Annotated in this window: 13 protein-coding genes; 7 read left to right on the top strand and 6 right to left on the bottom strand. The window is 46.7% G+C overall.

Annotated elements, in window-relative coordinates; translation table 11 throughout:
- Nucleotides 1–68: 68 nt before the first annotated feature.
- Nucleotides 69–1,295 carry a TolB-like translocation protein gene (locus OU421_RS08460; protein WP_268185658.1) on the bottom strand — a complete coding sequence of 409 codons (1,227 nt, stop codon included), beginning with the start codon at nucleotides 1,293–1,295 and terminating at the stop codon, nucleotides 69–71.
- A gap of 351 nt (nucleotides 1,296–1,646) precedes the next feature.
- On the opposite strand from OU421_RS08460, the gene OU421_RS08465 reads away from it, so the two are divergent.
- Both OU421_RS08465 and OU421_RS08470 read left to right on the top strand, forming a co-directional pair.
- Complete coding sequence (locus tag OU421_RS08465; RefSeq protein WP_268185659.1) at nucleotides 1,647–2,102, top strand: hypothetical protein; 456 nt, start codon at nucleotides 1,647–1,649, stop codon at nucleotides 2,100–2,102.
- The gene (locus OU421_RS08470; RefSeq protein ID WP_268185660.1) at nucleotides 2,077–2,820 is read left to right on the top strand and encodes a winged helix-turn-helix transcriptional regulator; all 744 of its coding nucleotides are present in this window, start codon (nucleotides 2,077–2,079) and stop codon (nucleotides 2,818–2,820) included. Before OU421_RS08465 ends, OU421_RS08470 begins: the two co-directional genes overlap by 26 nt.
- Nucleotides 2,821–3,481: 661 nt before the next feature.
- On the opposite strand, the gene OU421_RS08475 is transcribed toward OU421_RS08470, so the two are convergent.
- Nucleotides 3,482–4,798 carry an ATP-binding protein gene (locus tag OU421_RS08475; protein WP_268185661.1) on the bottom strand — a complete coding sequence of 439 codons (1,317 nt, stop codon included), beginning with the start codon at nucleotides 4,796–4,798 and terminating at the stop codon, nucleotides 3,482–3,484.
- 264 nt (nucleotides 4,799–5,062) lie between these two features.
- Here OU421_RS08475 and OU421_RS08480 point away from each other — a divergent pair, with 264 nt between their 5' ends.
- Nucleotides 5,063–5,386, top strand: coding sequence for a hypothetical protein (locus OU421_RS08480; RefSeq protein WP_268185662.1), 324 nt, complete (start codon nucleotides 5,063–5,065; stop codon nucleotides 5,384–5,386).
- A 265-nt stretch (nucleotides 5,387–5,651) separates the two neighbouring features.
- Nucleotides 5,652–6,041, top strand: a complete 390-nt coding sequence (locus OU421_RS08485; protein ID WP_268185663.1) for a hypothetical protein — start codon at nucleotides 5,652–5,654, stop codon at nucleotides 6,039–6,041.
- 306 nt (nucleotides 6,042–6,347) lie between these two features.
- Here the strand turns inward: OU421_RS08485 and OU421_RS08490 are convergent, their stop codons facing one another.
- Both OU421_RS08490 and OU421_RS08495 read right to left on the bottom strand, forming a co-directional pair.
- Nucleotides 6,348–6,890, bottom strand: a complete 543-nt coding sequence (locus OU421_RS08490) for a fasciclin domain-containing protein (RefSeq protein WP_268185664.1) — start codon at nucleotides 6,888–6,890, stop codon at nucleotides 6,348–6,350.
- 230 nt (nucleotides 6,891–7,120) lie between these two features.
- Nucleotides 7,121–8,587 (bottom strand): TrkH family potassium uptake protein, encoded by a 1,467-nt coding sequence (locus OU421_RS08495; protein WP_268185665.1) that lies wholly within the window; start codon nucleotides 8,585–8,587, stop codon nucleotides 7,121–7,123.
- 198 nt (nucleotides 8,588–8,785) lie between these two features.
- On the opposite strand from OU421_RS08495, the gene OU421_RS08500 reads away from it, so the two are divergent.
- On the top strand, nucleotides 8,786–9,124 hold the full coding sequence (locus OU421_RS08500) for a sodium:solute symporter family transporter (protein ID WP_268185666.1): 339 nt from the start codon (nucleotides 8,786–8,788) through the stop codon (nucleotides 9,122–9,124).
- A 41-nt stretch (nucleotides 9,125–9,165) separates the two neighbouring features.
- Nucleotides 9,166–9,540, top strand: a complete 375-nt coding sequence (locus OU421_RS08505; RefSeq protein WP_268185667.1) for a sodium:solute symporter family transporter — start codon at nucleotides 9,166–9,168, stop codon at nucleotides 9,538–9,540.
- Nucleotides 9,541–9,758: 218 nt separating this feature from the next.
- On the opposite strand, the gene OU421_RS08510 is transcribed toward OU421_RS08505, so the two are convergent.
- Together OU421_RS08510 and OU421_RS08515 are read right to left on the bottom strand one after the other, a co-directional pair.
- Nucleotides 9,759–10,583 carry a nitroreductase family protein gene (locus OU421_RS08510; RefSeq protein ID WP_268185668.1) on the bottom strand — a complete coding sequence of 275 codons (825 nt, stop codon included), beginning with the start codon at nucleotides 10,581–10,583 and terminating at the stop codon, nucleotides 9,759–9,761.
- A gap of 166 nt (nucleotides 10,584–10,749) precedes the next feature.
- Complete coding sequence (locus OU421_RS08515) at nucleotides 10,750–12,690, bottom strand: hybrid sensor histidine kinase/response regulator (protein WP_268185669.1); 1,941 nt, start codon at nucleotides 12,688–12,690, stop codon at nucleotides 10,750–10,752.
- A gap of 314 nt (nucleotides 12,691–13,004) precedes the next feature.
- On the opposite strand from OU421_RS08515, the gene OU421_RS08520 reads away from it, so the two are divergent.
- Nucleotides 13,005–14,198 carry a cation:proton antiporter gene (locus tag OU421_RS08520; RefSeq protein ID WP_268185670.1) on the top strand — a complete coding sequence of 398 codons (1,194 nt, stop codon included), beginning with the start codon at nucleotides 13,005–13,007 and terminating at the stop codon, nucleotides 14,196–14,198.
- Nucleotides 14,199–14,423 lie beyond the last annotated feature (225 nt).

The following is a 14,423-nucleotide window of genomic DNA, read 5'->3' on the forward strand; positions in this document are numbered from 1 at the left end:
TTCTTAAATACCGGATGCTTAATTACCAAATTGATTCTGAAAAGTGGGTTTTAAGAGACTGCCTTTTCTCAGTTTTCAATAACAATGTTTCTTCGGGAAATAAAACACAAACCAAAAATCACTCCTGCGAATGAAAAACCCCAAAATAGTCCTGCGGTTTGTGTTGAATTTTCCCCGTTATCAGTTTCAGCAACCCCTTTTTCAATTGTCTGCTGTATTTCGGTTAGAGTTGCAGAAGTTTTTGGCAAATCTAGCTTTATCAATTTTAGGACATTTCGTCCGTTTACCAAATCTTTCCAGATAACAGAATCTCCGGATATTTCGACCGAACCCCCGGAGGTACCATTTGTATCTGAAATCAGAATCTCGTATTCTTCATTGATATTATAAAGCCTCACCGAGTAGTAAACCCTGTTTCTCTTATCGGCCCACACTATGTTGTTCCCGTCAATCTTCGGGCTTGCAACTTGTGCATCAGGTGATGCAATAATAGTCATTTCGTTTGTGAATATATCAGTCATTAAGACCTTTTGAGGTGGATTATCTTTCAAAAATGATCCAAAATTTTCATCGAACTTATAGACTATTTTTTCACCGGATATATCGGGATTAGAATAAACTCCTTTATTTTCATCACCGATTTGTCGGGTTTTGCCTGTATCGAAGTTCATTAGATGAACTGTGTTTTTTAACTGACCATATCTGGTATCCTGAAATATAAGGTTTTTACCGGAGACCGCCACCCATGACTGACAACCTGGCAATTCATACTTAGTAAGGCTTCCTTCTACCAGATTATATACAAATATCTCCCCGTGATCATAGTCTCGAGTTTCTGTAGCTGAATTCCTTCCTGTAATAATGATCTTATCATTACATTTTGCAATGCCATTGACAGAATAGAATTTCTCCGCGATTCTTTCAGGAGATTTTCTCTCATCCAAATTATACGCATATACATCAAACTGCCCTTCAACCCAGTCCCTTTCGGATTTTGCCACCCATACTACAATGTTTTCATTGATGTCAAGATGATGATATAAAGAAAGAGACGGAGATGGATGAATTAACAATTCTTCAGGAGTTCCTTCGCTGATATTATACAGGTATAACCTTGACCAGCTGGAGGCATCATCCTTATCAGGATCAGGATATACTTCACATATTAAAATGTTCCCTGAATCTATCGCAGAAGAGATGTATGCTCCCTCTTCAGCCGTAAAGATCGTTTTCTTTTCGCCGGAGATCCCGACAGCAGAAGCAGCCGGGCCAAGTATACAGAGAGATAACAGCAATATAAAAACATTGAAATTATCTTATTGCCAGGAGAAGGATTCATCGGATTTAACTGTCGCCATTAACGAATATATATTAAATCTCATTTCTGTCCAACTAACAATCAGAATCCGGTATTCACCTGAGAATTGTTGGACAGTTCTCAGAGAAATACTATATGTCCTCACTTTCTAAAGTAGATTAAAACTATCTCTGATTCAATGCCAGGAGATTTTCATAAAATTAATTATCGTTGAGGCAGGGGGCACATGAATATAAATGAAAAAGAAAAGAATACAGCCATTTTCAGATTTATAGCAGCATTACTGCTTTTTCTTTTAATTATAATTCCCATTACACCGGCACAGGCCGTGTCAGCAGAAGCGACCGAGGAGCAGCTGAAGGTAATGAACGAACTTGAGGGATCTGATATCACTATTGGAGAATACCTGAAGAAGGCATGGCCCCAGTTCTATGATGAACTTACGGACGAACAAAAAGAGAGGGTAAGCCGCTGGAAGAAAGGGTGGCCTAAAGATCCCGTACATATAGAAGAAAACCAAATCAACTGGCACAGCCAGAATATTACATCGTACACGACCGCACTCAATATCAACCTCAAATGGAAGAACCCGTTGTCTAATCTAAGCCTGAATGTCTATTCACCTGAAGGCAGATCTTTTGGGCCTTTTTATGACAATTTTGACGGACATACAAACGGGCAGATCTATTTTTTCATCAGGAAGGAAGGTGGACTTCAGATGGGTGAATGGTGGTATGCAGTAGAAGGAGAGGAGATCAATGAAACACAGAAATATTTTTTCTGAACTAAATGATCCAAAGAACCTCTTATTCAGCCTAATCGTCATAATTATATTGGCGAAGGCGGTTTCAGCGACCCCTTTTCCCAGTGAAGACGACGAATATATTATAACCGGATCGACTGTTCCGGGGGATTATATAGACTCTTCAGGAACTGACGGACCCGAAAGCTTTGATGACGTGCCTTTGTGGATTAAGGCATCCGTTCTTGCAGGCGCGGCCGCCTCATCCTTATGCCTTCTAAAATACATCCCGCTTATATCGGGGAAAATAAAGGAGAAAAATTCCAACGGAAACAGGAGAAAAATCCTTGAGATTATACGTGAATATCCGGGAAGTACAGCAACCGAAATTAATACTCTTACATGGATTAATACCGGAACTATCAGGTATCATCTCTCTATCCTTGAGAAAAACCGTGATGTGGTCTCTGTGAAAACCGGCCACACGTACTGTTATTTTTTAAATGGGTCTCGGTACACTCACGAGCAGATGGTTATTACGGCTCTCTCAAAAAACGAGACCACAAAACGGATAATTCACGTGATAAACGAAAGACCAGGTATCTCGAATAAATCTGTATCGGGTATTATCGGCATTGACAAGAGTTCAGTACACTGGCACATAAAAAGACTTGCCGAAGCGGAGGTTATAATGATCAAAAGTGAGGGACGGACATCTCAGTTTTTCATGAGGGAAGGATTTGAGAAATATTCCGTATAAACGAAGAGAATGTATTTTTGTGTGATTGAGATAAACAAATGGATAATAAAATTTCAAGATTCAGTTCAACAATTTAAAATATTCTAATCAAGAAAATAGCTTACAGAACCAGCTGAATATATAGGCAATCCTTATCTGAGCGAACTTACACATTCAACTATAATCAGGTCTCATAATCGGAATCAATATCCTTAAAAATGGTAAACAATTCAATTAGAAATAATTCCATAAATTATAGAGAATTTCTATTAACCTCCCTTTTCCGCAAGTACTTTATTGCACCCGATCGATCGCTATTTCATCCTACTATCCGCAGAAAGAATAGTCCACAATACAATTGACCTACCAAAGAATCGATGTAAGTTTTTAGTAAATCGGCCTTGTAGAAATCCTATAAGAAAATAGCGGATAAAAGATCGATCGTATGGGAGCTCCAGTTTTATTCATCACAAACAAATAAAGGAGCTCTCAAACAAATGTCTGAGAACCAGTACTTCTCGTCGAATAGGGGCGCAGGAGCAATCTTGCAGCCCTATTCGACATTTAGCAAAGACCACAACCGGTATTCCATGTGGTCATTTCTGTGCTCATAATCCGTTACCAAAGGCGGAATGCCACTGACATGAATCCATCGCCAGCTACCACCTCCCTCACACCCCCCTCACACCTCCTCCGCCAGCCCGAGCAGAAACACCGTTATGGGAACAATCCGTATCTCCACCCCGTCTTCAACGGTGGTTTTGATGGTGCTCTCAGTGATGATTGATCCCCTGGTGAGACCGAATGTTTTGCAGGCCATGACCAGACCGGAGGTCTCCCGTTGCAGATTCTGTTCGTTCAGGTCATAGCAGACCTGGTATGCCCCGGTGATGGCATTCCCCTCCTGCACAATAAAATCACACTCGGAACCGCCCTCATTCAGGAAAAAGGTCGTTTTGCCTCTGCGCATCAGTTCGTTGAAGACGACATTTTCATAGAGCCTCCCGATGTTTTGGGAAAATGAGAATGAGACGGCATTCACAAACCCGGTGTCGATGGCGTAATATTTGGTATCCGAGATGAGCTGCTTTTTGAGAGAATAGCTGAAGTTTCTCAGTTCAAAGACCATATAAACCTGCCTGAGGTAATCGATGTAATCCTCAACAGTCTGGTAGTTGTACTTCAGCGCTCTCGTGATACTGTTGATGCTGTTTTGTTTTGTATCATTCGTGAGAAGATAGCGGGCCAGTTTTTTGAGCTTTTCAAAGTTTCTGAGCCTGAACCGTGAGAGTATATCCTTCAGGAGTATCGTATTATAGTACGACACCAATTCCTCTTTTTTCAGGTCTTCATCTATCGATGCAACACGGGGAAATCCTCCGTATCGTAGATATTCTGCAAATAAGCGGTGTATCTCAATCTTTTTCGCGGAATAATCCATGATATTTTTGCATTCCACATTCTGAAATGCCAAAAATTCACTGAATGTGAGAGGGTACACAGCCAGCTGGAGATATCTGCCGGAAATCGAAGTAGCAATCTCACCCGATAACAGCCGTGATGACGAACCCGTTACATAGACCTTCGCTTTCTGCAACTCATACGCAGTCCGAACCCATTTTTCCCAGCCATTGACATTTTGCACCTCATCAAGGAAGATAAATACATCACCATCGGGATTGATGGTCTCGCGGTACGTCTCGAAGATCATATCGAGGGTCCGGGTATCGATGGTATCTCCGAACCGCGGGTCCTCAAAATTTATGTACAGGAGCGCTTCTTTTCCCACATGTTGTGCGAGGTCCTGCATCTCAAGCTTTAAGAGCGTTGATTTTCCACTCCTCCTGATGCCGGTAAGGACGATGATCTCGCCGGATTTCCTGAAACGACGAATTGTATTGAGATATTCAGTCCTCGGGACATATGCTTCAAAGTCCCGTTTCCAGTAGTTCCAGTCGTTGAGGATCTCAGTTATCCCGAGCTTCGTGAGCTCCTGCATGATACTCAATTCGGTGAACAAATAGAATAAACTTATGGTATACTGTAAGTTTAATTAGGAATTTGTTACAGTATACTGTAAGTTTCATGGAGAATTTGTCCTGGTATACCTGAAGTTTGAGGGGGGTGGGGAGTTCTATCGGTAGAGCGGGCGGGGGTTGAAAGTGGTGAGGATAAATTCCCGGAATTTAAACACGATAATAGAATCTGGATTAGAAATAAATAGTATCTAAGGGTATGACTATTTGTATCTCAGGTAGCCATTATGAGTTCCACACCATCACCCAAAAAGAAGTACTCTGGGCGAGATGATTACCAAAAAACGGATAAATCTACCTCTGTTGGTGTTCAGGATGCCGGTGTCAAATACATACCGGTTGGGGAACACACAGAAATATTCAAATTGGCTTGCATGGCGATTAAGGATTCAGAAAAATCTCAGATTATGGGACGACTTTCCCCGGAGAGTAGAAAAATTTTCGCCAAAACAAAGTGGAGCGAGAGCGGTTTTATTCCCTCATTTACCGAAACGGACAAAATTTTAAGGAAAGTATCCCGTCGGACATACGGTAAAACGCACGGTCGATAATTCCGATGAAAGATTTCTATCTTTTTGCCGGGCCAAACGGATCCGGTAAATCCACAATAATGGCCCCGTTTCTCTTAGATGACTCTATTATTATTTAAGTCCGGATTATTGCGAACGTGAAGATCCTATTATAAAATATCTGCCAGATGGGATTGAAAAGTCAATCCGGGCACGGGAACCGACCGAAAGACAACTGAAAGAATTGATATTAGCAGGAGAAAACGTTGCATGGGAGACGGTGTTCTCTCATGAAAGCCGTCTGGATATGATGAAATTCGCGAAGGAAGAAGGGTACAGGATTCATCTGGCATATATTACAACAAAAGATCCCGATATCAATGTTGCCCACGTCAAATCCCGACATAGAGATGGGGGACATGATGTACCGGAAGAGAAAATCCGGGATAGGTATGAACGTTCAGTCTCTTTTTTGCCGGAAATGATTCTGATGGCCGATGAAGTTTCAATATATGACAATTCCTCAGAATATACCGATCCAAAACTTGTGTTCCAAAAAACTATGCGAAATGAAGAAAACGCCGAATCTGAAATGATCGTCTGGCTGGTTGACGATGAGGGTGTGGTGGAGTGGGTTGGGAAGTATGTGGCTTATCCCCTCCATGAAATGGGCATGCATGTTCAATGTTATATATGAGTTCAGGAATTACTCAGAGAATTCTGTATTGAATTGGATTTTGAGGGATTCACCCCCCCATACCACTGCACTGCTCACACCACTACTGCCCCCCACAATCCCACCCACCTCGCGAGTGTGGATGCGGGCCTCAAAGCGGGCGTCGGTCTTCTTCTATCTCCGCGAGCGTCCGGCAGATCCACGTGACGTCGCGGTGCGGGAATTGGGGATTTTTGCCGTTATTTTTTGGATGGTCTGGTAGGGGTGGGAAAGCCCTCTAATCCCGGATGAAGAACACTCACAGAAAAAATTGAGATGATTAGGTTATCATGCTTCCGGTGGAATCATTACCGCGTCAATGACATGAATGACACCGTTGCTGCATTCGACATCGGTGATGATGACATTTGCACTATCCACCATCACTCCGTCCGAGGTGTCAATGGTCAATACACTGCCCTGCAGGGTATCGATGGTGTCCATCGTTATGACATCCGCAGCCATGTATTTCCCGTCTGCCACATGATAGAGCAGGATGTCTGTGAGTTGTCCTTCCGGATCTTCCAGCAGTGTATCAACCGTCCCCTCAGGTAGCGCTGCAAAAGCATCGTCTGTGGGAGCAAACACGGTGTATGGTCCCTCCCCTGAGAGCGTATCCGTAAGCCCTGCAGCATCGACTGCTGTAAGAAGGGTCGTAAAAGACCCTGCATCCTCTGCAGTCTCTACTATCGTTTTCATTGCCGGTGTTGGCGTAGTGGCAGGAGTTGGAGTTGGAGTTGGAGTTGCTGCCGGAGGCTCGGAAGTGGTACATCCGGCGACCAGCACTGCCGCGACCACTAGCATGAGACCCAGCATTTTTTGTAATTTCATTCAATACACCCCCCATCGTGTGATGGGATAGGCGTTAATGGGTCTTCATTGATTTAATTGTTATCCGAAATTGCGAATGAGTGGCAAATAATCCTCCGTTGCATTGGCCCCCAAAATTAAACCATAAATAATCCCTTGCGTTTTCTCTGGAATTCGTTGTAATACCTGTCCGCGCTATCCTTGTTGGTGAGGTGTTCTTCCTCTGCCCCTGGTATTTTACTGTCTGTCTGCTACTTTTTTACCCACGTCCTCGGAAACGCCAGGATAAGTAGCGGTACGATCTCAATTCTTCCCAGAAGCATATCAATGATCAATACGCCCTTCAGAATGTCTGGCATCGCAGCACTGGTGATGCCGCAGGAAAGGCCGACCGTCCCGAGGGCACTGGATACCTCAAAGAGTGCATTGTCAAGGGAGAATCCATAGAGCATAAAAAGGAAACTGGAGCAAACCAGTACAAGGGAATAGAGAAAGACAAAGGTGAGGATATTGTAGACCATCTCGGTTTCAATCACATCTTTTCCCAGTTTGAGCGGGGTGAGTGCCTCACGGGGAAGGAAGTAGCGGATAAAGACCAGATGAACCACTTTTAAGAGGATAACCAGTCTGAGAATTTTGATGCCTCCTGCAGTTGATCCCACTGATCCACCCACCCACATAAGAACAGTGAGGACCGCCTTTGTTCCGTCAGGAAGGGTGCCGATATCAACGGTGGAAAATCCTGCTGTGCTCAGTGCGGAGATGACCTGAAATGAGGCGACGGATAATCCTTCGGCAGGATTCATGGTTTCCGTCAGCGTGAAAAATACGAGGAGAATTCCAATTGCGGCGAAGAGCAGAAAATACCGGAATTGAATGTCTGACAAAAGGGCATTTTTATCCTTGATTATCCGGGGATAAAGGCTGAAATTAAAAGCACCCATCAGGCAGCTGATGGTGATCAGAAACGGGATGGTGAGTCCGGCAAATCCGGCTGCAGAATCCGCCCTTGTGGAGAATCCCCCGGTGGAAACGGCCGAGAGGGCGTGGCAGACAGCATCGAAGGCGGGCATCCCGCCCGCAACAAGGATGAGAAACGACACGACCGTGAGAAGGCAGTAGATCTGCACCAGCAGCTTCGCCGTTGCGGTGACACCGGGGCGCAGCGGTGTCTCCGGGCTGTTGATGGCATACAGGCGGTGGGCGCTCGTGCCCGGCGGGATGAATACCATGAGGATAATGATGATGATCCCGATGCCGCCTACCCATTGGAGCCATGACCGTGCAAAGAGAAACGCAGGCCCCACCGTGGCGGGAGCAACGGAGAGCCCGGTCGTTGTCACACCGGATACCGCTTCAAAATACGCATCCAGAAAGGGCATGCCGGCCGAGAAGGTGAAGGGAATGGCACTCAGCAGTGCGGCAAACGGGAATATGACTGCTGCAATGATGAGTGCCTCTTTCCACTCCAGTTCTCCTTCCGGCAGCAGGCGGTGAAAGAGAGATCCCAGGAGAATAATGACGGACCCGATTAGTATGTAAGTGCCTGCAATTGTATATTCACTGAAATAGAGGGCAACAATTAGAGGCACGAGGAGCATTGCCCCCGCTCCAATCACCAGGATGGAGAGATATTTCAGGACGACAAGTGGCTTCACCGGGGAGACCAGTTCATACATATGGGTAATTCTTTCTATGGGAGGGATGGTTTTTAACATTCACCTGAATAATCACCACGTGTGTTGTCTATCTCAGCGTGATGGTCACGACCGGGTTTTTGTATTATAAACGAACGACAACCGTGAGCGACTATATTCTCGGCGGACGCGGTCTGAACCGCTATGTGGCCGCGCTCAGTGGCGAGGCCTCGGATATGAGCGGATGGCAATCCCCTGACAATCATTGCGATTGCTTCGATGCTCGCCTGGGGACTCGGGTATTTTGGCCAGCCCCATATTTTGGTGAGGTTCATGGCAATCGAGAAAGCAGAGCAGGTGAGTGAGGCACGGAAGGTAGCAATGGTCTGGGTTATCATCTCCCTGTGTGCTGCTGTTGCCATCGGTATCATCGGTCGGGTATTTTTGAGCCAGCCTTTGGTGGGTGCTGATTCTGAGACGGTTTTCATGCTGATGACCGGTGAAGTATTGTTCCCGTTCCTTGCAGGCATTGTCTTCTGTGGAATTCTTGCGGCAATCATGAGTACCGCTTCATCCCAGCTTCTTGTGAGTGCGTCCGCTGTTTCACAGGACTTCTAGACCTCCTTTTTCAAGCAGGAGGCAAGTGACCGTGAACTGATTTGGATCAGCCGGATCTCTGTTCTTGTAGTGGCCATCCTTGCGGTTCTTCTGGGACTGGACCCGGAAAGTTTTGTCTTTACATTGTCTCCTATGCATGGGCCGGGTTTGGGGCAACGTTTGGCCCGCTCCTCTTAATGGCTCTCTTCTGGAAGAGAACGACACGGCAGGGGGCGCTTGCGGGCATTGTTGTCGGTGGCCTGACCGTTCTCATCTGGAAACAGGTGGGGCTCTTTGGCATCTACGAGATCATTCCGGGGTTCATTCTTTCCCTCATTGCAATCTACGTGGTCAGTAAGATGACACCGCCACCGGCTGAGTCAATCACGAAGGTGTTTAATGAGACAGAACGGATCATGAACGAAACCCGTAATTAAATAATTTTTTTGAGAATCACAGAACCAAAGTTCCTGATATGTGGGATTGCAGAGAATGCATTCCCTTCCCAGGACGCAGATAACAGACTGCAATGACTGTTTCTCCCATGGCACTGCAATGGGCACCCGTATCGAAATACTCAGGATGCGTATGGGATTTCAGCAGTTACCAAAAAAATAGGTTTTATTGATATTATTTCCGGATCACAGGATGGATTTTAGATCCATTTGATGCTCAGCGGGTTTCTTTTAGGTGCGGCACCGGTGCTCCGCTGTTTCGGGTAGCCGAAGGTGAGGGCATATGAGGGCATGTAGCCCTCCGGAATTTCCAGCTCTTCCCGCATCGGGGGGTACTCCTCCATTGCAATCTTTAAAAATCCATTCCAGCAGGACGCAATTCCATACCCTTTTGCGACCAGTTCAAAGTAGGACAGTGCAATGATGGGGTCTGCCTTTGTCCAGGTACTCCCTTTCGGTATCATAGCGATAAGGAGGTGGGGTGCGTTATGGCAGACGGCATCCTCTCCCAGCCCTGCCCGCCGGATGATACCGTTATACTGGAGGGAGTAGGGATGGTTTGGCCTCTTCTCCACCTCAGTCTTCATCCACTCGACGGTGTGGGCTGCAATCTTTTGCACCTTCTCCGGGTCATGGACAACAATCCATTTCACCCGCTGGCTGTTTGCAGCGGTCGGGCTGTAGCGGATGACGTCCAGCATCTGCTCAATAAGTGCACGTTTGAGCGGTTTTTTCCGGTAATGACGGATAGACCTGCGTGTCTGAACGAATTTTGCAAGCTGATCCGGTTTAATGTCCGGAGCCCGTTGATTCATGGATAACGGATATTCACCTTCAAAATTTGTTTCCAGAGCATTAAACAGGCAGAATACCTCGCAGTGTCCGCATCTGACACACTTGTCTTCGAGGTCTTTTGCAATCATCGGCAGTTTATTCTCTTTCATCGAGATGATTGACACCGGGCATACTTTGACGCACACTCCGCATTTTGTGCAGTCCTCCTGGCTGACAGTGATGTTACTCATGCGTTACTAAGTAGACAGGACAGGATTTAATCCTTTACTCCGCAATTAATTTAATCCGGTTAATTGGGGGTGATGTGCGGTTATTTATTGGAATGGGGTCTATATGTGGCATATTCTCCCGGTATTCAGGATATCGTCGAAATATGTCGGGAGGCAGGCCGGTGGATCAGGTATTTCCTGATTGCAGGTCAGGAACAGATTCTGTGTCACGTCTCCACTTCCCTTCGGGTATCAATATCTCGAACGAGGATCCTTCCCCGAACACTCCGTTTTCCCGTATCGTGATCTCTGTGATGGCAAGGATCTCCGAAACCAGGAAGAGTCCAAGTCCGGTATTGGAACCGGTATAGCGATCAAATATTTTCTGTTTCTTATTGGTGGGAACGCCAATACCGTCATCCGCGACGGTAATAATACCGGTGGCGCCATCGTTTCGGAAGGAAATCCGGATATGAGTGGCTGTTTCCCCATGGCGGATGGCATTGTCATAGAGGTTCTGGAAGACCTTCTCAAGCATAAGGTCGGCGTATACAAATACTCCATTCACATCAATATCTGTCCTGATATTACACGACAGCGACTGCCTGCCTGCCTGATCGGCAACTATCCGGAGATCCTGCCATGCAGGCTTAATATGTCCCAGATCCTGATAGTCGCGGGTAAACTGTATCTGTTCCTCGATCTTATTGGTGACGTCAATAATTGCATCGACATAGCTGGACGGCTGCTCTTCAGTGATGTCCTCTTTCAGGAATTCCTCCAGCAACAGAAGAGCAGTCAGCTGATTGAGGATGTCATGACGGGTGATGGAAGAGAGCAGATTGAGCTTGTTGTTTGCCGCTAATATGGCATTCTCGGCATTTTTTATCTCTGTGATGTCCCTCCCCACCGACTGATATTCCATTACGCTGCCGTTCTTATCAAAGATGGCCCGGTCACTCCACTGCTGCCACCGGATGGTGCCATCCGGCATCACAATCCTGTTTTCGATGGTTTCAACGGGATGGGCCGGAGTAAGCGTCTGCAGCATTTTCGTGATACGCATGAGATCTTCTTTCGGAATGTCCGGCCTGAATTTAGCTCTCATGAGTTTCTGGCGTGTCTTTCCGAAATAACGGCAGTAGGCATCATTTATAAACACGTGTGTGCCGTCCGGCAAAAACCTGCAGACAAATTCCGTCTGGTCTTCCACGACAGTCCGGTAGAGGGTTTCACTGGTCCGGATTTCATCCTCCATCTGTTTGCGCTGTGTGATGTCAGTTGCGTGTATCGTTACACTCTTAACCGTGCCGTCTGTGTCAAACACCGGATCAATGGAGTAATCCCAGATGCCGTCCCATGAAACTTCATTTTTGAATGGTTTGCCCGTCAAAAATACCTGTTTGAGCCATGCACTTCGCTGTTTTCTGATTGCATCAGGGAAGAGATCCCATACCTTTGTTCCGATAATGTCTACCCGTTTCTTTCCGAAGCGGGCAGGGTAGCCGTCATTTGCATCCAGCACGATGCCATTCCTGTCTAGAAGAACAATGGTTGAGATAGATGAGTCGAGAAGCGAGCGTGCACGCTGTTCACTCTCCTGCAGCTGGTTTCTGCTTTTTTCAAGCTCATCAAGATTGCGGCGCAGTTCATCGGTTTTTTTGGTGAGTTCCCGGTTTTTTTCCTCTATCTCAGCGTTTTTTTCCCGGATTTCATCTTTTACCTTTCTGTTCTCAATTGCCTTCTGGATGGAATTGGATAGTTCAGCAAACTGCGCCTTAGGATGACCCCCCTTCTGGAGATAATAATCCGCTCCGGCATTGAATGCATCAATGACGACTTCTTCACGGCCCTTTCCGGTGAAGATGATAAATGGTGTGTTGTTTCCGCCGGAACGCAGGGCTGAAAGAAATTCAATGCCATTCATATCAGGCATTTCAAAGTCAGAGACGATAGCATCGTACCGGATTGCCCCGATTTTCCGGAATCCTTCATCTGCAGAACCGGCAGTATCTATGCTAAGGCCACCTTCTTGCTGAAAATAGCGTTGCGTGGCATATAAGAGTGCATTTTCGTCATCTACATATAAAATGCGGTGATTTGGGGATTTTGTATCGATATTTTCCATATTCCGGTGATTATGAATAATCTCATTCCCTTTGTGATAAAGCTTTGGGATATTTTATTCTAATATTTATGTTTTATCTCTTGTTTCTGCAATTTCATATTTAATGGTTGTTCAAATATTGGTATGGGCTTTAAATTAAGGGTCTATTATTCATTCCTGGTGGACAGGAAGTCCGGGGGATGAACCGGGCGAACTGTTGATTTGGCAGTCTCCCTTCCGTCAAAGAGCTCCAAATATTCAACGGGGACCGTTTCCTGATTCCTCCGGTATTTGTTACCGATACGCTGATATGGCAGACTGACCCATGGTGTGGGATGAGTGTCGGAATTGTGCCACCTGTCGAACTTCAGATGACGCTCCTGCTTTTCTTTGCGCTTGGCGGGTATCTGCTCGCCTCAAGGATCAACCAGTCGGCGGTCGTCGGCGAGATATTGCTCGGTCTCGTTGTCGGCCCCTCGGTTCTCGGCCTGATCACCTATACCGAATTCGTGCAGGCCATCGCCGGCCTCGGTGCGGTCATCCTCATGTTTGTCATCGGATTTGAGTTCAAACTCTCGGACCTGACGAATATCAGGTACGGTATCATGGGGCTCATCGGCATCATCGTCCCGTGGATCGGCGGGTACCTGACTGCGGTAGCCTTCGGATTTGGCACGGGGAGTGCACTTTTTATCGGAACGGCGCTCACTGCGACGTCCATTGCTATTACGGCCAACGTCCTGAAAGAGATGTGCATTCTGGATACGGAGTTTGCGAAGGCCATCATCGGCACCGCAGTTATTGACGACATTCTCAGTCTGCTTGCCCTCTCGGTTACGGCCGACGTCGCGGCAGGCAGCGTTTCTCTCGTGGATATCGCCCTTGTCATCGGAAAACAGATCGGCTTCCTGGTGCTTCTCGCCCTCGCGGGTATCTATGTGGTTTCACGGCTCATCGAGCGGATGGACGGGAGCACGATCGCAAAACGCTATCCCGAGTTTGTCTTCATTTTTGCGGTGATGGTAGCCTTTCTCTTTGCGGCGCTCTCAGAGTATGTTGGGGTTTCTGCGATCATCGGTGCCTTTATCGCGGGGGTATCCATTAACGGGCTGAATCTCACGCACAGCCATGACATCGCGGAGGGTGCTGAATATCTCTATATCATCTTTGCATCCGTCTTCTTTGTCTCGCTCGGGGTACTGGTTGATTTGACCGTACTGACGATGCCGGTGCTGCTCTTCATCGGCGCTATCACGGTCGTGGCCATTCTCACGAAGGTGATCGGCTGTGGGATTCCTGCCCGGCTCCTCGGCTATTCAACGCGGGACTCGCTTGCTATCGGATTCGGGATGTCCCCGCGGGGCGAGGTCGCGATGATCGTCGCCCTCCTCGGCCTGAATCTCTCTTTGATCGGGCAGGACATCTATGCGTCAATTGTGGTGATGAGCATCCTGACGACGGTTGCAACACCTATTGCCTTTCGCAACTGGCTCTTCAGGGACGAGGTCGCTGCGTGCCGGCCGGAGTAACGTTCACTCCTGCTTTTTGTGTACGAGTGCGGAAGATTGGATGTCATCACTGCCGGACGATTTCTGTTATGTGTGGATGTTTCAGGGGATTGGAATTGGATGGATCAGAAGTTTGTCTAATTATGATTGGAATGCGGAATTATCGGAGGCCGGACGGGAGGAACATTCACTGAAAGGCACTATCGAGCCATGAGAGTGTGACCTGACGACATTCATCGTCGATAA

Source organism: Methanogenium organophilum (assembly GCF_026684035.1).
In the GTDB taxonomy this organism is placed as follows: Archaea; Halobacteriota; Methanomicrobia; order Methanomicrobiales; family Methanomicrobiaceae; genus Methanogenium; species Methanogenium organophilum.